Source organism: Teredinibacter purpureus (assembly GCF_014217335.1).
Lineage (GTDB): Bacteria > Pseudomonadota > Gammaproteobacteria > Pseudomonadales > Cellvibrionaceae > Teredinibacter > Teredinibacter purpureus.
The window spans coordinates 3,826,092-3,847,296 of sequence record NZ_CP060092.1; the positions used below are offsets into that span (position 1 = coordinate 3,826,092).

The 21,205-nt window shown below is 46.5% G+C and carries 21 protein-coding genes; 4 read left to right on the forward strand and 17 right to left on the reverse strand.

Annotation, left to right across the window (positions count from 1 at the left end; all coding sequences use genetic code 11):
- Positions 1–21: 21 nt before the first annotated feature.
- On the reverse strand, positions 22–582 hold the full coding sequence (msrA, locus tag H5647_RS16950; protein WP_408034006.1) for a peptide-methionine (S)-S-oxide reductase MsrA: 561 nt from the start codon (positions 580–582) through the stop codon (positions 22–24).
- A gap of 285 nt (positions 583–867) precedes the next feature.
- Positions 868–1,506: a class I SAM-dependent methyltransferase gene (locus H5647_RS16955; protein ID WP_052692130.1), complete on the reverse strand. Its 639-nt coding sequence runs from the start codon at positions 1,504–1,506 to the stop codon at positions 868–870.
- Between the two features lie 167 nt (positions 1,507–1,673).
- Here H5647_RS16955 and H5647_RS16960 point away from each other — a divergent pair, with 167 nt between their 5' ends.
- Positions 1,674–3,158 (forward strand): Ppx/GppA phosphatase family protein, encoded by a 1,485-nt coding sequence (locus H5647_RS16960; protein WP_045860248.1) that lies wholly within the window; start codon positions 1,674–1,676, stop codon positions 3,156–3,158.
- Between the two features lie 9 nt (positions 3,159–3,167).
- The gene (locus H5647_RS16965) at positions 3,168–3,908 is read left to right on the forward strand and encodes a J domain-containing protein (protein ID WP_045860249.1); all 741 of its coding nucleotides are present in this window, start codon (positions 3,168–3,170) and stop codon (positions 3,906–3,908) included.
- A 104-nt stretch (positions 3,909–4,012) separates the two neighbouring features.
- Here H5647_RS16965 and H5647_RS16970 read toward each other — a convergent pair whose 3' ends face one another.
- The 15 genes from H5647_RS16970 to H5647_RS17040 all read right to left on the reverse strand — a co-directional run bounded on the left by H5647_RS16970 (position 4,013) and on the right by H5647_RS17040 (position 18,060).
- The gene (locus H5647_RS16970; protein ID WP_045860250.1) at positions 4,013–4,420 is read right to left on the reverse strand and encodes an MAPEG family protein; all 408 of its coding nucleotides are present in this window, start codon (positions 4,418–4,420) and stop codon (positions 4,013–4,015) included.
- A gap of 67 nt (positions 4,421–4,487) precedes the next feature.
- On the reverse strand, positions 4,488–5,765 hold the full coding sequence (locus tag H5647_RS16975) for a hypothetical protein (RefSeq protein ID WP_162926428.1): 1,278 nt from the start codon (positions 5,763–5,765) through the stop codon (positions 4,488–4,490).
- Between the two features lie 14 nt (positions 5,766–5,779).
- Entirely contained in the window at positions 5,780–6,472 is a 693-nt protein-coding gene (locus H5647_RS16980; protein WP_045860252.1) for an ABC transporter ATP-binding protein, read from the reverse strand.
- A gap of 10 nt (positions 6,473–6,482) precedes the next feature.
- Positions 6,483–7,718, reverse strand: a complete 1,236-nt coding sequence (locus tag H5647_RS16985) for an ABC transporter permease (protein ID WP_045860253.1) — start codon at positions 7,716–7,718, stop codon at positions 6,483–6,485.
- 9 nt (positions 7,719–7,727) lie between these two features.
- Positions 7,728–8,963, reverse strand: coding sequence for an ABC transporter permease (locus tag H5647_RS16990; protein WP_045860254.1), 1,236 nt, complete (start codon positions 8,961–8,963; stop codon positions 7,728–7,730).
- Positions 8,964–8,968: 5 nt separating this feature from the next.
- Entirely contained in the window at positions 8,969–9,763 is a 795-nt protein-coding gene (locus H5647_RS16995) for an outer membrane lipoprotein-sorting protein (RefSeq protein ID WP_236074948.1), read from the reverse strand.
- Between the two features lie 462 nt (positions 9,764–10,225).
- Positions 10,226–10,705, reverse strand: a complete 480-nt coding sequence (locus H5647_RS17000; RefSeq protein WP_045860255.1) for a DUF2799 domain-containing protein — start codon at positions 10,703–10,705, stop codon at positions 10,226–10,228.
- A gap of 75 nt (positions 10,706–10,780) precedes the next feature.
- A complete protein-coding gene (locus H5647_RS17005; RefSeq protein ID WP_045860256.1) occupies positions 10,781–12,142 on the reverse strand; it encodes a tetratricopeptide repeat protein in 1,362 nt (453 codons plus the stop codon).
- Positions 12,143–12,174: 32 nt separating this feature from the next.
- Positions 12,175–12,849 carry a hypothetical protein gene (locus H5647_RS17010; protein WP_045860257.1) on the reverse strand — a complete coding sequence of 225 codons (675 nt, stop codon included), beginning with the start codon at positions 12,847–12,849 and terminating at the stop codon, positions 12,175–12,177.
- Positions 12,842–13,255 (reverse strand): ExbD/TolR family protein, encoded by a 414-nt coding sequence (locus H5647_RS17015; RefSeq protein WP_236074950.1) that lies wholly within the window; start codon positions 13,253–13,255, stop codon positions 12,842–12,844. The genes H5647_RS17010 and H5647_RS17015 overlap by 8 nt, the downstream gene beginning before the upstream one ends.
- On the reverse strand, positions 13,242–13,646 hold the full coding sequence (locus H5647_RS17020) for a MotA/TolQ/ExbB proton channel family protein (protein ID WP_045860258.1): 405 nt from the start codon (positions 13,644–13,646) through the stop codon (positions 13,242–13,244). Before H5647_RS17020 ends, H5647_RS17015 begins: the two co-directional genes overlap by 14 nt.
- Positions 13,647–13,655: 9 nt before the next feature.
- Positions 13,656–14,978: a MotA/TolQ/ExbB proton channel family protein gene (locus H5647_RS22230; protein ID WP_045860259.1), complete on the reverse strand. Its 1,323-nt coding sequence runs from the start codon at positions 14,976–14,978 to the stop codon at positions 13,656–13,658.
- A gap of 10 nt (positions 14,979–14,988) precedes the next feature.
- On the reverse strand, positions 14,989–15,768 hold the full coding sequence (locus tag H5647_RS17030; RefSeq protein WP_162926429.1) for a DUF3450 family protein: 780 nt from the start codon (positions 15,766–15,768) through the stop codon (positions 14,989–14,991).
- 540 nt (positions 15,769–16,308) lie between these two features.
- On the reverse strand, positions 16,309–16,899 hold the full coding sequence (locus H5647_RS17035) for a proprotein convertase P-domain-containing protein (protein ID WP_045860261.1): 591 nt from the start codon (positions 16,897–16,899) through the stop codon (positions 16,309–16,311).
- Positions 16,900–17,469: 570 nt separating this feature from the next.
- Complete coding sequence (locus tag H5647_RS17040; protein ID WP_045860262.1) at positions 17,470–18,060, reverse strand: PEP-CTERM sorting domain-containing protein; 591 nt, start codon at positions 18,058–18,060, stop codon at positions 17,470–17,472.
- Positions 18,061–18,538: 478 nt separating this feature from the next.
- Between H5647_RS17040 and H5647_RS17045 the strand changes: the two genes are divergently transcribed.
- Together H5647_RS17045 and H5647_RS17050 are read left to right on the forward strand one after the other, a co-directional pair.
- Positions 18,539–19,033: a TIGR00645 family protein gene (locus tag H5647_RS17045; RefSeq protein ID WP_045860263.1), complete on the forward strand. Its 495-nt coding sequence runs from the start codon at positions 18,539–18,541 to the stop codon at positions 19,031–19,033.
- 402 nt (positions 19,034–19,435) lie between these two features.
- The gene (locus H5647_RS17050) at positions 19,436–20,923 is read left to right on the forward strand and encodes a glycosyl hydrolase (RefSeq protein WP_045860264.1); all 1,488 of its coding nucleotides are present in this window, start codon (positions 19,436–19,438) and stop codon (positions 20,921–20,923) included.
- Positions 20,924–21,205 lie beyond the last annotated feature (282 nt).

Consider the following 21,205-nt stretch of genomic DNA (forward strand, 5'->3'; position numbering starts at 1 on the left):
CGTTATTGGAGGCAGAGCAATCTACTCGCCATACGAAACACCTGTACCCCCCAACCCGCAGTAGCCCCTTGGGTTTTTGGCAAGATACTGCTGATGGTAATCCTCTGCATAATAAAAGGGGCTCGCTTCTTTTATTTCGGTCGTGATTTTACCAAAATTGTTAGCCGCTAATGCTGCACCGTAAAGTGCCCGTGACCGCTCAGCCACGGTCTGTTGCTCCGCCGACCCCACATAAATACCCGACCGGTACTGAGTGCCCGTATCGTTACCTTGACGCATGCCTTGAGTGGGGTTATGAGACTCCCAAAAACACTGCAACAGCTTTTCCAGCGGGAGTTTTTCAGGGTCGAATACGACCAGCACTACCTCGTTATGGCCCGTATGCCCGCTGCACACCTCTTCATAGGTTGGGTTTTGCGTATGCCCCGCTGAATACCCCGCGGCAGTCGTAAAAACGTGGTCTAGCTGCCAAAATTTACGCTCAGCCCCCCAAAAGCAACCTAAACCCAAAATGATGGATTCAAGACCCTCAGGGAAAGGCGGTGTAAGTGGGGTTTTCAGTACTACATGTTGATGGCTCACAAGTATATTGCTCTCTATTACGGGCAAACATCGCCTCGTTTGATTAATACCACGATTTAGAATAAACGCTTACTCTCGGTATTGAACGTTGATACTGAAAACCAACGTTCAAAAGCGCAGTGTTTAATAACCAGTGCTTAATAACCACATTTTCACCCGAAAGCAGCCTCATTCGAAGACATACACCCGCGTGCTCGCGCTTTCATTCGACCAGCATCACCGATTGGAGCCAAACCACAACCGATACTCCAGTGACGGACTAAACCCTACTATCGATGACACACATCAACTCGCTGGAGCGCAATCAAAAACCCAACCAGACGCACGATGAGGGTGTGGCGCCGACCACGGCTCTAATAAAGCGTCGAAGGCCTCTACGCAGCGTTCAGCCATGTCTTCAAATGTTGGCCTTCCTGGGTCTGTTATAACCACCCGCACGCCCTTCGCCTGCTGTGTTCTGCGTACTAGGTTAGCTAAGGGCGTAACCATTTCATCCCAGAAGCAAATGTCTGCCGCTATCACTACGTCAAATTGCTGCAAATCAACTTTACGTATTTTTTCGTAACGACATCGCCAGGTTTCTACCTTCACCCCATTTAACGCAGCATGATGCTCGCAATACGGAAACACGGTGTCGTCAGCGTCCAAACAGGTAACCTCGGCTTTAAACGCTTTTGCACAAAAAATGCCGGCAAGGCCCCAACCACATCCTATTTCCAGTATACGCGGTGGCCGAGATGGCCCCGATACACCCTGCAACAAGGGGGGAAAGGCGCTTAAGTAGTCAATCAATAGCAGGGACGATTTCCAGAATTTGTTGCCATGAATATTGGGTATTCCGGTCGCATGGCGTAAGCGCTTGATGTCTTTGTGACTGTTGGTCAATATACGCAAACCAAAAGAGTGTCGCTCATGAATAGGCACGAAACTAATTCCTCTGTTAGGGCTAAAATAACAATGTTAATCAGGTAATATTGTGTCAAAGTCACCCCAAATAGTGAACAACCGAAACAGACAATCCACAAGTGTCACCCTTACCGAATAATTCGCTCAAACCATAACCAATAACAGCCCGATCATTGAGTTTATTTATGCCACAATTTGAATCACCTTATTTTGCCGCTATCGATCTCGGCTCAAACAGCTTTCATATGCTCATCGTGCGCTTCACCGATGCGCGAATAGAGATTATTGATAGAGAAAAGCAAATGGTTCAAATTGCGAGAGGCTTACGCAATACCGGTAACCTCGATAACGAATCTCAAACTCGCGCCATAGAGTGCCTGAACCGTTTCGCCGAACGCTTGCGAGATATACCCAAAGCGCAGATACGCGCAGTAGGAACAAAAACGCTGCGCTCTTCGCGCAATTCTAAAGAGTTCTTAAAAGCGGCTGAAAACGCGCTTGGTATACCCATTCAAATTATTTCTGGCTACGAAGAAGCCCGCCTCGTGTACACGGGGCTATCCCATACCATTGTCGACGACGAGCAACAACGTTTAGTAATCGACATTGGCGGCGCCAGTACCGAGTTTATTATTGGCCGAGCTTACGAAACATTTTGCATGGAAAGCCTGAGTATTGGCTGCGTTACCTACACCGAAAGCTTTAAACTCGACCCCGACAATTTAAGCCGCACGGCTATGCACCAAGCCTATTTAAGTGCTTGTGGAAAACTCGAGCAAATACGCAGAACATACTTACAACAGGGCTGGAAAATCGCCTACGGCACATCTGGAACCATACGTGCCGTAGCCGAGCTATTAAACGCGGATGAAAACTCAGGCGTGATTACCCGTAAGGCGTTAGATCGCTACATAGAAACCGCATTATCCGCCGGCGCCATCAACGCCCCTGGGGTTGCAAAATTAAGACGCAATGTTTTACCTTCCGGCCTCGCCTTGCTTCAGGCAATTTTTGATCAATTCAAAATAGATAAGATTCACGTCGCCGATGCCACGTTAAAAGAAGGCCTAATTTACGACAGTATCGGCCGATTCAGCAATCACGATACACGCGTACTCACCGTTTCGCAGCTCCAAGAAAAATACCGTATTGATACGCCCCAAGCCGACACTGTCACCGAGACAGCCTTGCATTTATGGGAGCAAATCGACAGCAAGCGTCTAATCAACGGCGTTTCGCGTACCAAAATTTTAGGGTGGGCGGCCAAACTACACGAAACCGGCATCAGTATTTCGCACAACAGCTACCATATGCACGGCTATTACATCTTGCGGCATTCAGACCTCGCCGGGTTCAGCCGATACGAGCAATACATCATGGCAAACCTCGTACGCTTCCACCGTAAAAAAATTCTTCCCGAACGTTTTGTGGATATGGACAAAGAAGCGTTACGTGCATTCACTCCTGTACTGTTATGTTTAAGAATCGCAATTCTATTGCACCGTAGGCGCGAGCTAAACTCCATTTTACCCATCTTTACGCGAGCCAAGCATCGCTATGAGCTAACGCTCGATAAAGAGTGGTTAAACAATCACCCCTTAACCCGTGCTAGCTTGCAACAAGAAATTCATCAAGTGAGTAAAATAGGCCTCGAACTCACGTTTCAATAGACAACCACTATGCAATTTCGATTAGTTTTAGCACTCTTAATTATTGTCGGCGTATATTGGTTGATGGCGAAGTACCGCCGATTACCCGCGAATAAGCGCAAGCAATGGTTATTTAAGGTGGGCGTGGGTACGGCTATAGCGCTAGTCTTGCTTGCCGTAGTCGCAGGTCGTGTTCATTGGTTAGGCGGTGTGGCCGCAGCGCTCGTAGGCTTTGCAAAATTTGGCGTAACACGCTTACTGCCTCTCATGAGAATAGTTAATGGTCTCGGCGGTAACCTTAAAAACACGCCCTTCGGTAACCCCGTTTTTTCGACACCGTTTCTGCGGGTGCAGCTTAACCTACACATGAAAAGCATGACCGGAGAGGTTATTGAAGGCCCGCACAAAGGCGCCTCGTTAGCGCAATTAACCCCATCAGAACTGACGGAACTTGAAGTTCACTACGAACAGAAAGATGCACGCTCATACTACTTAATTCGCGCGTTTAGACAAACATTTAACCAGAATAAGTCGCAACAACCCCCGCCGTATAATCCGCCATCGGTAGGCGAACCCACCTACCAGGAAGCCTTATTGATACTCGGGTTAGACAGTTTTTCTGAACAAAATTTACCCGATAAAAAAACGGTGACGCTGGCTCACCGCAGGCTCATGCAAAAAATTCACCCCGACCGAGGCGGAAACGATTACCTAGCCTCTCGCGTGAATATCGCAAAAGAGGTAGTACTAAAAACATTAGCTAAAGAATAATACCGGCCGATTCTCTCCAGTGTTATAAGCAACATTACGTGTTTAACTGTTACCGGTAATACCACATTCCTTACCGCCAATAATGGAACACTAAAACAAAGTTTTTATGTGTTCAGGTAGTGTACGCAATACATTAGCCACATCCCCAATACCGCTGAAAAATTGACTGAAAACACCAAACCTCTTAGCCGAATATTCGTTGTCAAAATCTGAACGCCACTATGTACAATTCGGCCCGCAACAAAAACCCAAGCCAACCCCACATACCAAACGCTGTTAACCACCTCACTCGCCAAGACAATAACGCCTATCACATAGAAAAACATAGGCCATTCGAATTGATTAGAAAGGTTAGCGCTGGTTCGCTTTTCTATGTCCGTTAACGTGTTTTCATAATGTTTACGACGCCCCACGCCCCATACCGCAGGTGCGCGCAGCAAGGTAAGTACTACATACAAAACGACTGTCCAGATCATATGAACAAACATAGGGAGAAACAGAGGGTGTTCCATTGTTATAATCCACTTTAATGGGGTAAAACTGAAATATGCAAAAGCAACAACTAAGGGCGTGATGCCTTTAAAAATACCACGCTAGCTGCGCTGTAACGCTCGGCCCTCGGCTTAAAGGTTGCCCGATCAATGTCGCGTTTATTCCACCGTACTCAGTGCCCTCATTCCCCGTTGGTACATTGGCGGACAATAATAGCCGCGCACTTTCATGAAGGTCATGCGAGGACAAAAATTGCAGCATAGCCGAATGGTCCTCTATATTTACGATGAACAAGGGCGTGAGTAGCCATAGAGGATGTAGCTCGACGGTCGCCGACATTCCAGCGTAGTGGCGACCAATATTAAACACTTCGCCGCGCGCTAAACGCTGGGCAAGTGCGGGATTTTGCATGATACCTACGGTGGAATAATCGCCCTGTTCAAGGCCATATCCATTGAAGTAGTATTCGCCCGAGGCGGATACATTTTTGCCCATCATATTCCAAGAGTAGGAAAGATTTGCAACGGCACTAAAAACCGACTTTTCTTCTCGATCAGTTACCACAACATCTGCACGCGCAATAGCCCCGCCAATACTCCAAACCGTACCGAAGGCTGCCACCCCTTCACCGAAATGCTCGGCCAACAAAAGGTCGAACTCTTGCACGCCCCAAAAGCCGTGATACTTCACGGCCGAAGAGGTTACGTCTTGGGTTACTGCATGATCTTCATCTCGGCGCGCAACCCATACCGCTTGCACATCATGCCCTGAGGGTAATAAATACTGGCCATAGAGCATATCATCACCGGTTTTATACTCGGTATCGATAGCAGTGGGGTCGAAGGGATTCACAATATCCATGGGATTAAAAATAAGCCCATTCCCCCAACTGATAGCTTGCCTCCCCACTTTCAAAACCGTGGACTCGCCGCTGTAGGTTGCCGAGAACCGATCAATGCGATGCGTAACGGTGCTTGTGTCGTTACGTACCATAGTATCGGATAACGTCATTAAACGGTGGGCGTCTTCAGTATGTAAACTCGAGGCATCTCGGCTCTGCTCACCAAGGAGGGTGAGAGACGGTTCGTGGTTCGCATTCGCTTGATAGTGGAGCGCATAGCGCCAATGCCCATGAGACACATCGAGGGTAAAACGACCTACAGCATTATGCGTATAAGAAGGTGAAGTACTTAAAAGCCGGTAAGCGCTATTGCTGGGGACTATCGAAACCGATGGTTGATATTTTAAAAAGCCCGACCATTCTAATGATGGTTCCTCTGCAATACTGCTACACACTCCGCCGCACGCCAGCATCAATATACCGGCGAAAAAAAACCACAAGAATGGTCGACTTACAGCTCTCATTAACGCGCCCTACATTATGAATTTTTCTGACATGTATCGTTAACGATCTTGCCGTCTTCCATCGCGACGAGACGTTTGCAGTGCGCCATGACGCGTTGATCGTGAGTAGCAATCACAAAGGTGACAGTGCGGCGAGCATTTAATTCTGAAAATAATGTCATAAGCTGTTCGGCCGTTTTTGAATCCAAATTTGCGGTAGGCTCATCGGCCAATACCAATCTCGGGTTACTCGCTATGGCGCGAGCAATAGCGACACGTTGTTGCTGGCCACCCGATAGCTGCGAGGGTAACCTATCCCCCATTCCCGCCAACCCCACCTCTTCCAATGTTTCACTTACCCGTGCAACGCGCTCAGCCTTTGAAGCGCCCTGTACTTGCATTACAAACTCAATATTTTCACTCGCACTTAACACAGGAATTAAATTGTAGGCTTGAAAGACAAAGCCAATATTATTGAGACGCATATCGGCTAGTGCAATTTTACTGAGCAAGTCGATGCGTTGCCCGCCCACCCACACCTCACCGCTATCGGGCGTATCCAAACCACCCATCGCATTTAGCAGTGTTGTCTTTCCCGAACCGGAGGGGCCCGACAAGCAAACAAATTCGCCCTCTTCCACGCCTATAGAAACCCGATCAAGCCCCACAATAGTGGCTCCACCTTGGCTAAACGTTTTGCATAGTTCTGTACAGACAATCGCGGTCATAGAGACGCCCTTAATGTTTATTTAACGCGACAATCGGGTCGTAGCGTGCGGCTTTCCAAGCGGGCAAAATACTAGCGGTAACGCCCAACACAATAACAACTACGTTAGCGGTAATAAGATCCTTTGCCGACAGCACGGGCGTTAAGATACTATTGGCGCCCATCATCTCCATTCCTGCAGCCACCGAAGAAATATCAATGCCCGATTGAAACGGCAATACCGTTAATAATGCAGCAGCATTGCCAATGCATAACCCTATCATCAATAGAAAAAAAGCCTCGCAAACTATTTGCAAAATTATTGCCGTAGGCTTCATTCCCAATGCTTGCATTAATCCAATTTCTCGAACGCGCTCAAAAACCGCCATCACCAACGTGTTGACCAAACCAAATGACAACGCCACAAAAATAACCAGCACCCAAATAAGAACAAAGCCGTCCATTACCTTCATCATGGTGCCCAGGTAGGGCTCTGCTTCGCTCCACGAAAGTACCGACACATTACCCTCCGCTAGGGGCGAGGCCGACACAAACGAAAGTAAAGGCTGCGTATTGCGATAATCGCGGCCTTGAAAAACAATTTCGGACACACGGTTTTCGGCCTTCAGGAGCGTTTGCAATGTTCTTAACCCGCCGTATACCGTGCGCTCTTCGGGCAAGGCAACATCGTTCGCTTCATAAATACCCACAATACGAACACCGCGTTCTGCGATGGCATTGTGAATATCTTGGCTCATCACAACTACGCGTTTACCTAAACCTGTTTCCAAACGCTTAGCCAGCTTCGCGCCTATAACAATACCTTGGTCATTAACACCGGTTAGCCAGCGCCCCTCTGTTATTTGGCCTGTATCAAAAGAAAGTGCCACTTCGTTCTTGGGCTCTACGCCTAAAAATGTTACCCCACGCACGTCCCGTTCGCTGGACACAACTGCCGATACTTTTAAGCGCGAGGCAATATGAACAACTTCGTCATGAACTAACTCTTTTGCCATCGACGACGTTAAGGCCGCTATAGAATGCAGTATATTCGGATCGTCTCGGTAAGCGGCATGCTGAACTTGTACGTGACCAGGCAATTGACGAATACCGCTTTCAATCATATCGTCGACCATTCCCCGCATTAAAGCGGACATAACAATCATCGCCCATACACCTATGCCTATCGCCGACAACATAATTAGCGTACGACGATAATTTCGCCATAAATTTCGCCACGCAAGTGTAACCGTTACTGACAATGTCATAGCTTCACCCTAAACAGCACGCATAGCCATAACCGGCTGTAACGTGTGGATTCTCCCTGCGGGATAAATTGACGCGAGCAACGACCCTACAAAGACAAACGACGGCCCTAGCAATAAAGACAAAGCACTCACGGTGGGGAAAATTTCACTCGGCATATTAAATTTACTCGACATTTCTTCCATGCCTGGATAGGTAAAACCACTGTAGCTCAAAAATAAAATGAGACAAAAACCTATTAACACACCGATGACTAACCCCATCAACGACAGCAGTAATGTTTCACTTACAACTAACAGGCTAATCCGACTCGACCTTAAACCCAGCGCCAGCATAATGCCAAATTCTCGAGTACGCTCAAGAACAGACATCAACTGCGTATTTAAAACACTGAACGCAACTAGAATCACCAACACAAAATACATAAAAGCAGCACTCGACATGTCGGCCTTTATCGCCTGCTTTAGGCCTGGCTGCAGCTTATCCCAATCGAGTACAGCTAAGGGCATATCGGCGGCCAAAAGAGACTGCACCTCGCGCTGCCACAAAGGCACTATAGGTAAATTGGGTGCGGCAATAACAAGGCTATGCCCTGCGCTTCCCATAGAAAATACCGTTTGGAATGTGTTAAGCGGTAATTGCGCTAGAGAGCGGTCTAAATCCTTTATTCCGGAATCAAAAACACCAACCACGGTGACAATATCGGCCGCAATAGAACCATCATACCCTCCCCCCAATAACGTGATTTCGTCTCCTACCGTCACATTTAAGTTACGCGCAAGCACCGTTCCTATAACAATTTCGTGAGTATTTACACCGGTAAAATAATCTCCCTCTTTGACCAAACCGGGAATACTCGACACGAGTGGTTCGAACATGGGCTGAACACCGGTAACCTGAATACCAAAAGAACGCTCCTCACTCGAGGCCATGGCAAACCCTATCGCTCGCGCCGCGACCGTATCGGTGGACAATTGTTCACGCACTGTTACGGCGAAATTTTCAATATCGGGCACTACCATGCGCATTTTTTGCTCTTCTTGATAACCGTTTGCCTGCACTTGTATATGCCCACTTAAGGCGCGCAAGCTGTTATCAATCATCATGCTGTAACTGCCCTGTTGGAGTGCAATCATAAAAATTAGCAATACATTGGAAAAGACCATCGCACCCAGTGTTAGCCACGTACGACGGCGGTGTCTCCACAGGTTTCGCCATGCGAGTCGAAGGCTGATATTTGTCGCCATATCCTTTACCTAGGGTTACGTAAATTCGACAATGTAAAAAGACTTTCGGCCAATTCAGTATCGAATTGAATTGAGAGGGTATTCATTTCTGTCCATTCGTTATCGCTTTCGGTGTCCGCCATTCGCATGCGTTTTGCGACCGGCCGGCCACCCATTTCCACCACTTCAAGCGTCGAAAGTGTTTTAACTAAACGATTATCTTGGTCCCAGAATTGTTGTTCCATTACGATAAAATCATCACGCACCCAATAGAGTTCACGCCCCCAGACAACGGCCGCATCTTCATGCGGAATAGCTTCTACCAGATAAAGCGTGCGCTCGCCCTCACGACGAACATCCAACAAACGATGATCATACTGGTCCAGTACGTCGGTCGATTTACTAATATCCTTATTGGTAAAATCACTGCCCATCCAACTTTGGCCCATCATCGAGGAAGGAATTTTAATAACGCGATTTATTTTCGGTGAATAACTCCAAAGCGCGTCATCAATCAGCAAGGTACCATTGCCCACATCTTTCTTCGGGCCCGTTACACGGACTAACGATTGACCTTCGCCCTTTGTCCATGCCTTCATAGACATGGTTCGCTGCCACCCAACGCGCTTTATCGTCATTTGTAATTCGGATATGGAAGACGAACCGCGCCATAAATTCATAGCCTCACGAATAAGGTTCTTCGCATCAACACCCTGTGCTGAAGGCGGTAACACGTGTGGTGTTGCAGGTACCGATTCAACAGCAAAAGACGCCGGCGCAACCAACAGAACAAGCAAACAAAACATTCGTGCGCAATTCACAGAGTTCTCCAGACCTTAATAAGAAGCGATAGTTTACCGTTCGATGGTACCACAAGCATAGAATCGGATTGAGATCGGTTACTGGATTTAAGCGGCAAACACGCGTATTGGCGTTTATATAGAGGAACACACACATTCATACCACCCATTACTAAAGAGCAAACAATGAAGGTGATAATGACAGTAGGCTGTGAAGGGGCCAGAGACGAAGGGTTAAGAAACAGCCCACATTAAACGCAGAAATGATTAGACGACAACGGTTTCGCAATCGACACGACACGTTCGAAACCTAACCTTATAATCTACAGACCTTAGCAAATAAAGGGCTACGAACAAAAACGTACTATAAACAATTAAGCGCTCAACCTTGAACAGACAAACCCCTAATACATTACGAGCATCGGTCTGGCCAAGCTTGAGCAACGACAGTTTGAGGCGATTACACCTTCGAGCTACGAAAAATCAATGCTCGGGAGAATTCGGCGACCGAACGCTCTCATCCATCCCTCCGCCGCGCAACCGATTTTCATTATCGTCCTGCTGCCGATGAAGCTTCGCCAATCGCTCTCGTAATACCGCCGCGCCTCGAAGGTAACCTTTATCAAACTCCGCTCTAATTTCCAGAGGGCAACTGGTAGGTTTTTCAATACTTTCCAAGCCCAACTCATAACCATTATTAAAGGTGCAGAACTCAAATATACCTTTCGTGTAACCTTTCACAAAGGCCGTTTGCTGTGGTTTGCCGAGGGTACTGCCACACGCCGCTTTAAAGGTGTCAAAAGTTCGTACAGATTTACCTTTTAACGCTGTTTTATAGCCAACCTCTGCCCAATGGTCTTCAGTACCATCACACACCAGAGACTGTTTTATTCCACCACCGCAGGCGGAAACAACACTAATAACGCCACCCATTACTACACATATTAACGCTTTTTTATTCATATTAATTTCCTCGCATCAGGCCAATAACTTCACCTGACTAACATTAATTAAAACACCACCTTTACAACACCCCACCTAAATTTTTATACTTTTATTCGCGCGAATAATATTTTCCATTATTTCAATATTATCGCGAACACCTGGGCTATCGGGGTATAAGGTTAATACATTCCTCAGCAAACCAAGCGTAGATTCGTATTCTTTAGACAGTAGATAAAGCTGAGCACGGCCTAACATCGCACGCTTTTCACTTCCCTCAATTCCTTCTGCGCGACTATAGAGCAACTCGGCTCTAACATAGTCTTCGCTATCAATTAAATATTTAGCATACAATAATAATGCCTCACCGTTTGTTGGGTCGAACACTAAAGATTGTTCAAAAAATACTTTCGCCTCTTTCGAACGAGATTGAATCGTTTCGATACGGGCGCGGTGCATATAAAAGATACTTTTATCATGACTATCCAACGCCTTTAACCGGCCTTCTAACTCATTCAATAGCTCCGCGGCCTCGGACCAATACCCCACTTGGCCCAGCCATGTTAAATATTGATTGACCGTTGCAATATCAATTTTCGATCGGTCGACACTGTCTTTCATCAATGCGTAAGCGCGATCATAGCTGCCTAACTGCAAATGTAACTGGGTTGCCGTACGTATATTTTTGGGCGCGGTATCACCGAGCAGCATCGCCATTTCTATACTGGCTAACGCCTCTAAAGAGTTCGATAATTGTAAGGCTATGGCAGCCTTATTCAACCAGAGCGCGCTATCATTTGGCCGGGCATTTAACATCTCTTTTAGCAGCGCCTGCGCAGATTCATACATTTCAGCTTGTGATAACGACGCTAACAACCCTTGTTGCCACTGAATGTTTTCTGGCTCTAACGCCATTGCCTGTTGATACTGGGCGATAGCACTAAAGGCACCGTGCAACGTTAAATTCAAATACCCCAATTGGCCATGAATAATGGCTTCATTCGAGCCCAGAGATATAGCTTTAGCAAAATGCTTTCGAGCCTTAACGTAATCCTCTTTCACAAGATAGAGTTGACCAATATCACTGTGCGCGCGAATCAGTTGCGGCTTACGTGCCAGCACAGCTAAAAATGTGTCTTCCGCTTGGTCAAGCATCTCTAACGAGAACAAAACCTGAGCCTTGAGTATTAGCATTGCAGCGCTTAATTCTAGATCGTAAAATTCATTCAACTTTACCAGTACAGCGGCCTTATCTTTTTTATCCAATAGCTCTCGAAGTGCATCAGCCATCTCATACTCTTCTGGGGCAATCGATGCGGCGCGGTCGCTATACGGGCCCGCAAAAACCGGCAACACAAAATTCGGATTATCGACATTAATCTCTAACTGAATATTTGAGGCTTCAACTGTACCTATTGCCGTAAAAACACCAAGAAAACACCATTTTATCCACGCCATAATACGTCCTTTTTCCTTGTAGGCTATTGTGTTTACACCCTAACAATAAACTTTATGGTATAGAGATATACCGCTTGAACCGGCTGACCATTTTTTGTAGGAATAGTAAATTGAACACCGGCCACCCAATCTCGAATAACCGACATCATTTCGGGATAAACCGGATCAACAATTTTTTTAACGTACGCTTTTCCTTTTTGATCAATTATTATTTCTACCTTCGTATCAACACGTTTAATCCCACGGTTAACGAGCGATCGCGGATAAATAACACGCTTATAAGACGTTGCTTTTGGTACAGAATCCAGATTCTCTACCGCCAAGGTAGGAATTTCGAATGACAACGTTTGCCTTAAATCGAGCGGATCCAAATCCATGGTGGGACGCTCTACCGTCTGCATGTTACTCACACTCAACTCAGGCTTATCGGAAAACTGCATTTGCGGCCCAGTACTAGACCCCATTAAATCAATGCTAGGCATGGGTGTATTGTCTTGCGGGGGTAACAACGGGGGCGGAGGTGGCGGAGGCGGTGGAAGCGCAACATCGACCTTTCTCACCGTAACGGTTTCTTCTTGAGTAAAATCCCCCGTTTGTAGCAACAACATAACAAAAAATAAACCCATAACGGCTCCAACGCTAATAACCCACGCCAGTAACGACCGAAGCGTTAGGTAGTCGTCTACCACATCCGCCGCCTTACTCATTGACCGTCGCGATGCTAACACTAGAAACTCCCGCGAGCTTAGCTTGATCGATAACGTTCACTAGAAGCTCAGCAGACACTTTTTTGTCGGCTTGAATCACCAGCGGCCGCTCGCGTTTTTTAATAAGATGCATAAGCGTACTCCTAACACCTTTTACGCCAATATTACTCCCTGCATAAATAACTTCACCCCTATGGCTTATAGCCAGTAATAAAACCGATTTTTCCAATTTTTTACTCGAAATAGCCGTGGGTTTATCAACCTCTATACCGGTTTCGCGTACAAACACGGTTGTTACGATAAAAAATATGAGTAAAATAAAAACCACATCCAACAGCGGCGCAAGGTCAATTTCCTGTTTACCGGCGTCTTCAAACTTCTGCTCTATTCGGCTATGCATGTTCATAGAGTAATTTCCATTTTTTTCGACGAGAATTCAAATAGGCCAGCATTAACAAACCAGGCACCACCATCACTAATCCCATTTGCGTTGTAAACATAGCCTCAGCTATACCCCCGCTAATCACTTCCTGTAACGAAAACGATTTATCAGATGCAATATTTAAAAACGTTTTTAAAAGCCCACTAATGGTGCCCAGCAACCCGAGCAGCGGTAACGTTGCCAACATCGTTTTTAAACTGCCCAGCCAGTTCTCCGTTCGCTGGTACCACTGTTCATTAGCGCGTGCCATAAAGCAGAATTCGATCAGCAGCCCATAAGCCACAATTGCGACGAGAAAGATTGCCCACACAACAAAATTGTTCAGTAAAAAAACATGATCACTTAGCGGCTCCATCTCACTGCCTCACAATGCAATTTTACTAAGCTTCACAGCTACCGTTTCTAGGCTTGCACTGTAACTGCGTGTTTTTCGCGTGAGTAATGCACTGATTATTAACGACGGAATGGCCACAATAAGCCCCAGCTCTGTTGTTACCAATGCCTCACTAATGCCTCCAGATACCGTGGAGGCATCGCCAGCGCCAAATATAGTCATCATTTTGAATGTGCTGATCATGCCAGATACCGTCCCTAACAATCCCAATAAAGGCGCAATAGCCGCGACCGTCGCAACAACGCCAAGGTAGCGCTCAGTATGGTGCTTGCTTTCCATAACACACGCGACCAACAGATCATCTCTTTGAGGTGACACTGTTGAGCCCACCAATATTTCAATCAGCCTTTCTTGCGTGCCCTGTAGTGACTTGCATAATGCTACGATGCGATTATTTTGTTCTTCTACCGGCATTTTTGTTAACGCTATTAATCTCTCAGGGAGCCGTACATCCACCTTTGGCAATTTTAAAAACTCAATTGCTTTGAGTATGGCCACGATTAACGACAGCGCACCGAAAAACAAAATGGGAATAGCCCAGACACCGCCTTTCCCGACATGATCTGCAATAGTGTTGTTGTGCTGACTCAGCTCATAGGCATTGCCTAACGTGGGGTCGAAAACTAAATAACCTGCACCCGACTCGTTTAATAATTGCAGCTCGCCCGACTCTTTTCGGCCGAAAATACCGCGCAGTAATGGTTGCTGATTAAGCGTTTGAACCAGAGGGCCCGCCTCGCCTGTACCGGGATTAAACGCGACCTGAACAGGGCCAACCGATAACGTGGGAAGCGTTAGAAGGCGCCCCGACTCCATCACAATATCTTGCGTGCTCCAGCTCGGTTGAAGTAACTCATTTACTGCGGCAAGAGCACTATCCAGCATAGAAGCGTCAACCTTTAATGCGCCTTCGTGCACCCATTGATCACTAACAATGAGCTCTGACACTTCCACAAACGCCGCTAACAGGTGTGCTTGATACTGACTCTGCGTTTCCCATTTTTCTACACGCGATTCAAGCACTTCCAAGCCAAGTGTTTTTTCTTCTGCTGCGCGTTGCACTGCTGCAGCATTTTTACGTAATACCGCAATCTCGCTTTGAATAAGGTCTAGCTTTCGCGCATAGGCGCGGCTTTCTTGCGTAATCGTTGCTTCGATTGCGTCAAGTTCTTGAGTCGATGTATCGATACGTGACAACAAGGTTTTACCGAGGTCATCATTCGTCGCATGGGAGGCAGTGCTGGCAAACAACATCACTGTGATGAGAAATACAAGCGTTAGGCTAGTCGACATAGCTTTCTCCTTAAAGCTTAATGGGTAGCGATAGATAGGCGGCGGCCGTCGGCGTTTCAAGCATATTTTTCAATGCCACAATATCGTCTACCTCTAGCGTTCGCCCCAACTCTTTAGACGCATCACGGCCTTGCCACCACTGCCAACCCAATATCGTTGAGCGGCCATAACCATAGACCGTCGCATCGTCACTCACGTACCAAGCCTGGTTAACACCCAAATACATTTGGTTGACGACCACCTTCTGCGTTTCCGTATCCGTTATTGCGGCCTCAATAACAGAACGATGCATGGCAACCCGGCTATTAAACTCTTCCGCCGATTGTAAAAGTTGTAAGAGGCGTTCTAGTTTTTCGCTATTCGATACATTTTCTTCACCTAACAACGCCATTTTAGCCACCCACTCTTGTTGCAGGGGCGGTGGTAGGCGCTTCGCCATTAACTGTAAAGTTGTGCTCGCTTTGGCAATGGATGCACTTACAAGGACCTGCTCTTGCTCTAACTTTTCCTGTGCACGCGCAAGCTCCATCCGCTTAACATCGACATCATTGCGAACATTGCCCGCAGATTCGATCACTTTTTCCAATGCTGTTTTTTCTGCGTCAAATAAACTAATTTTTTCATCTAATTGCTGCTGGCGTTCAGACCAATTTTTTTGCACGTGCCCCTTTTGGCTTTCCAAACTTAACCATGTGGCCATCAATTCATCGAGAGGCGCTCGCTCCGCCTGAACGGTTAAAACGGCAAACAACAAGCCTATAACCGTAAACACATTGAATGTTAGTCTCACATAACCTCCCTGTTTTATGACCGAAGCCGCATAAGAATATGATGCTCAACAGTCAAGTACGATAAGCCTCGTACTATTACACAAAAAGTTGTGATCGCAAATGGAATTTACAAAAAACTAGTTTTATCGTGACAAGATCACTCTAGAAAAAGAGTGCATAGAGATGAGTCAAGACGGATTGTGTGCCATACGTATCTTTTGTGCGTTACGTAACGCCCGGTTAGTGCTTTTAGACATTTATGTTTAAGGGCAAGGTCCCACAGCTCAAAAAGCCCCGCCATTCATTTTTATCGCTTTACCGGCAATGACAATAAAATTTGGCGCATTGAAGCAGCCCCTATATCACAGTTTGAATTGCCCAACATATTCGCCACAGCCAGCCTTTCCCCACAGTTTCTCGGGCTACACGTGAGCGAATAGCCCCAGCAGCACAGGGGGCTTACGAGAAAATAGCCTAATGCCCGTCACACACAATACAACATCATGTTTAGTCGTTAAATATCGCATGGCCGCTAGTGCAGCCACGCTTATTGCGCCGGTTTACATATGACGCTTTCGCGCCAAGCTAATACCCAGAAGACCCAAACCGATTAAAACAAGGTTGCCAGGTTCTGGAACATCGGCCGTTTCACCACGAATACCCCAATTCCATAAAGTGCCTACATCGGCATGGTAATTATCGACAATCGTTAGCTCCCAAACACTCGCTAATGAAAGCCCGTCAAAAGCCGTTAAGGACTGAACACCACGAAAAGTCCCCGGCCCAAACGGCGCATCGGCACTGGAAATAACCGTAGCCGCTTCGTCGTCAAACGTAACACCGGTAATATCATTACCGCTACCACCGTGCTGATCAAATAAGTGGACAGTGGTGCCGGTTAATAAGTCGCTGATATAAATATCCAGATCACCTGTCCACGTATGATCAATATCCACATAAACATTTAAGTCTGAAATTATACCTGCGGCACCTATCGTCATCATATAAGAATAAGTATTCCCCAACGTAGTCGTGGGGTTTTCCGGGATATCTTCCGGCACATCATGTGAATTAAAACTAAAAGGCAAAGCCGATGCGCTATTCACGCACCCGACCAACAGCAAGCCCATCACCACTTTAATCATCTGCATCACTTAACTCCCTCGTCGTTTAAATATGCAAACGAGGTAGAGCACAAAACAAGCCAATAATACTTTTGCCTTAACTCTCATAAACTTACAAATACATTAGAGAAGGGTAATTCATTAAACTGTATTTTTTACCGACACTTAATTAATTTTAGCGCCACAACGATACCTTCAATAAGGCTATAACGGCCTGACTGATCTAAAACTAAACAATAAAACTAGGGGCCAACGCGCGGCCTTAATTGCTCGTGAGCACTTGCTCCCATAAAAATTATTACAATTGAAGCAATATCCCAGCTCTAAAATCAACCAACCTTACTTTGTAGTGGCTCACCCAAAATCGGCTGAGACGTGAGACGGACGCTCCTACGTAGAAATCGCGCCCATAAAAAAAGCCCCCTCTTTTTATAGAGGAGGCTTTTATAAGGAGTAAAAGCAGTGAAACAATCGTTAGCGCTCTCTCAAGCAAATAGAGTATCTCGACAACATAAACTAAGACGTACGCCCCTTGCCCACTACACTTACTCCACCGTCACCGCTTAGCAATCAATGACGGCGAATGTACACTCAATGCTACACACGCTTACGACGAGATAACCCAAGGCCAACAAGACCAAGACCAATCAACGCCAAACTACCTGGCTCAGGTACATCCGTAGCGTCACCACGAATACCCCAGTTCCATAAGATACCAGTATCCGCCGTATAGTTGTCGACAATCGTTAATTCCCAAACACCACCAAGAGACAACCCGTCAAATGCTGACAGAGATTCAACACCTTGGAAAGAACCAGGACCGAAGGGCGCTGAAGCACTTGCGATTGACGTTGCTGCTTCATCATCAAATGTAACGTCGATAATATCGTTGCCGCTACCACCGTGCTGATCAAACAACTGAACAGTAGTGCCGGTTAATACATGGCTAATAAAAATATCAAGATCAGCTGTGTACGTATGATCAATATCAAGGTATACATTTAGATCAGTAATCTGACCAACAGCACTAATACTCATTAGGTATGAATAGGTATTACCACTGGTAACCGATGGATCTTCAGGAATGTTTTCCGGAACATCGTGTGAATCGTAACTAAAAGGAATGGCTAAAGCACTGGACATAGATACGGCCAGTACAAAACCAACGGCTATTTTTAACATTTGCATAAGTAAACTCCATTTGGCACTCAATATTGCATATAGCTATTAGCACAAACCAAGCCAACATTTATTTGTTTATGTATTTCAATAACTTATGGTGTTCGCCAGATTTGAATAAGTGCTTAATGTAAGTTCTGCCGACACGAGAAAGTCTAACGCGACACGGCAAGCCATACTAAAGAGCCATTAATTAAGGGATAAATAAAACATAACGAATACGCAAGTGTTGCGCGTGCCACACCTAAATAATAAGTGCCAAATTTAGCCGACGCCGTCTTACCATTGGTTCACCGTAAATGGGACAACTGCACGCGCCATCCACTTCAAGCCCGGGTTTAGCTCTTCTACCCACTACACCAACGCGAGGCTTTCATGGAAAAGCCTCGCCGCATGCTTGAATTTGGTCAAGCGACCCACATATCGTTCGCCTCAGTTACATTTACTACACATTCACAGCGCCAAAGAGCCAACGGCTGGAGATAACATGGAAAAATTCTTCGAAACGCTTATGTATCGTTCACGATGGGCACTCGCCCCTATCTATCTCGGGCTGAGCCTCGCGGTTATTGCGCTCGGCATAAAATTCTTTCAAGAAGTTGCCCATTTATTACTGCATATATGGGAAATGAAAGAAGCCGACACAATTCTCGTGGTGCTATCGCTCATTGATATCTCAATGGTGGGCGGCCTCTTGGTCATGGTCATGATGAGCGGTTATGAAAACTTTGTAAGCCAGCTCGATTTAAGTGGCGAAGAAGAGAAGCTGAGCTGGCTAGGCAAAATGGACTCCTCGTCACTCAAAGCCAAAATCGCAGCATCTATTGTGGCAATATCGTCTATTCATCTACTTAAAGTGTTTATGGCAATTCAGCATACACCCGACAACAAACTCTATTGGTACGTTATTATCCACTTAACCTTTGTCGCCTCTGCATTTGCCATGGGCTTTTTAGATACTGTGTCGAAAAAATCCAATTAAACGGCTCCCGACTCCACACGCGCGCTAACCCCCTGATGGGCGCATAATAACGGCCCCCATCAGTTCTAACTCAATGGTTTTTCCTTCCTCTATATACACCCTACGCTAGGTAACCATCAAAATGTCGTCGCAACATTACTAAACAATCCCGCCACCCATTCGTCAAAAGCAACCTGTAAGCTAGCCAAAGGAACACTTCTGACGTTATATTGACGTACAAAAACGTACTCTATTAATAACGTTGCCTTACCTTAGCGTCAACTTACGCAGCCGACTGTAACCGGTTACTTTTTTTGACTTAGCCTATCGATTTTTATTCGGTCAAAGTATACACTCCTAAAAAGATTGGAACGCCAAATGACTACCTGTCGGCCCATTACACCTATAAAAGTGAGTAAATGAATGAAACCCAACCTGTTGGCCCTATTAATAACGTGCACCCTTGTACTTGCAGCCTGCGGTGGCGGCTCCAGTGGTGGCAACTCGAGCTCTAGCTCCTCTTCATCTAGCTCATCTAGTAGCAGTTCAGAAAGTAGCAGTGAAAGTAGCAGTGAAAGTAGCAGTGAAAGCAGTTCAGAAAGCAGTTCAGAAAGCTCTTCTAGCAGCTCTAGCGCCCCTGCTGTATTTATTCCAAATGCTGACTCCTCTGGCAGGCCCTATTGCCGCTATTCAAATCCGGCGAGCGGCTGGGGTTGGGAAAACGAGGCGACATGTGTTGTGTATCAATCATCTGTTGATCCCGGTGTAGGCACGTTAAATAACTGCAGGATTGGGAGCGACGCTATTACCTTTTGCGCAACCGATACCGGCAACTGGGGCTACGAAAACAACGAGTACTGCATTAGTGAAAGTTTTTGCCCCGGCAAAATTGAATCTACCCAAACGGCATTATCCGATACCTTAGTAAACAGCAATGCTGACGCAACTGCGCAAGCGGTTTACACCTACCTTAAAGGTATTTGGGGCAACCACATGCTCTCGGGCCAGCAAGACCTGACCTGGAGCGACTCTACCGACATGTATCAACGTGTTATAAACGATACCGGAAAAGCTCCTGCCATCATGGGTTACGACTACATGAATTACGGTGTTTACAACGGCGGTTCTGGTTTATCACAAACAGAAGAGGCCATCGACCACTGGGACTTAGGTGGGCTTGTCACTTTCTGCTGGCACTGGCGTGACCCTTCCGGTGAGACTAACAATTTCTACTCCAACCAAGACCAAGATAGCAAGAATACGGCATTCGAAATCCCCATGGCCAATGGTGCACTCGATACAAACAGTGCGGCTTTCACTGCAATTACCGCCGATATCGATCTTATCGCCGGTGAACTACAAACCCTAGAAGATGCCGGCACAACCGTTTTGTGGCGTCCACTTCACGAAGCCGCTGGCGGTTGGTTTTGGTGGGGACGTAGCCGAGCAGACGATGCGCCTGCGGGCTACGCACAAATTTTATTGTGGCAATATATGTACGACCGCTTAACCACGCATCACGGCCTAAACAACCTTATCTGGGTTTGGAATGGACAAAACGGTTCTTGGTACCCTGGTGACAACTATGTCGATATTGTCAGCCATGACATCTACGACGGGCGCAACAATTACGCATCGCAAATAGGGACTTACAACGCTGCGAAAGCCTACCCTTCACAAAGCAAGCTAATCGCACTTAGTGAAAACAGCAATATCCCTGACCCAGACGCAATGCAAGCCGATGGTGCCTGGTGGTTGTTTTTTGTTGTATGGAATGATGGCTCCGCTGGTGAAGGTGTAACCGATCCTAATAATTTTTGGACTGGTGAATACTTCAATTCTGACGCACACAAGAGCCACGTTTACAATCACGAACTCGTGATTACATTAGACGAACTACCTGCGTTTTAATGCCACTGCTACAGTGAAAACACCTAAAGCCTGGCATTCGTGTCAGGCTTTTTTTGTGTAATTGAATGTTGTGACGCAATCGCTTCCCCCTCTATAACCCCATAAAGTCAACTTGAACAACACATCGGACTAGCCTCGGCCACCTGCAACGCCGCCCGGCCTATAAACGGTAATAGTGCTCGAAAACGCCCCGCCCCCTCCCAAAAGTACGCGCCAACACTCAAAAAAGGTCTACACTGGATAAACGAACGGACTCAACAGAGGAGTCTTACGACTTGGTCA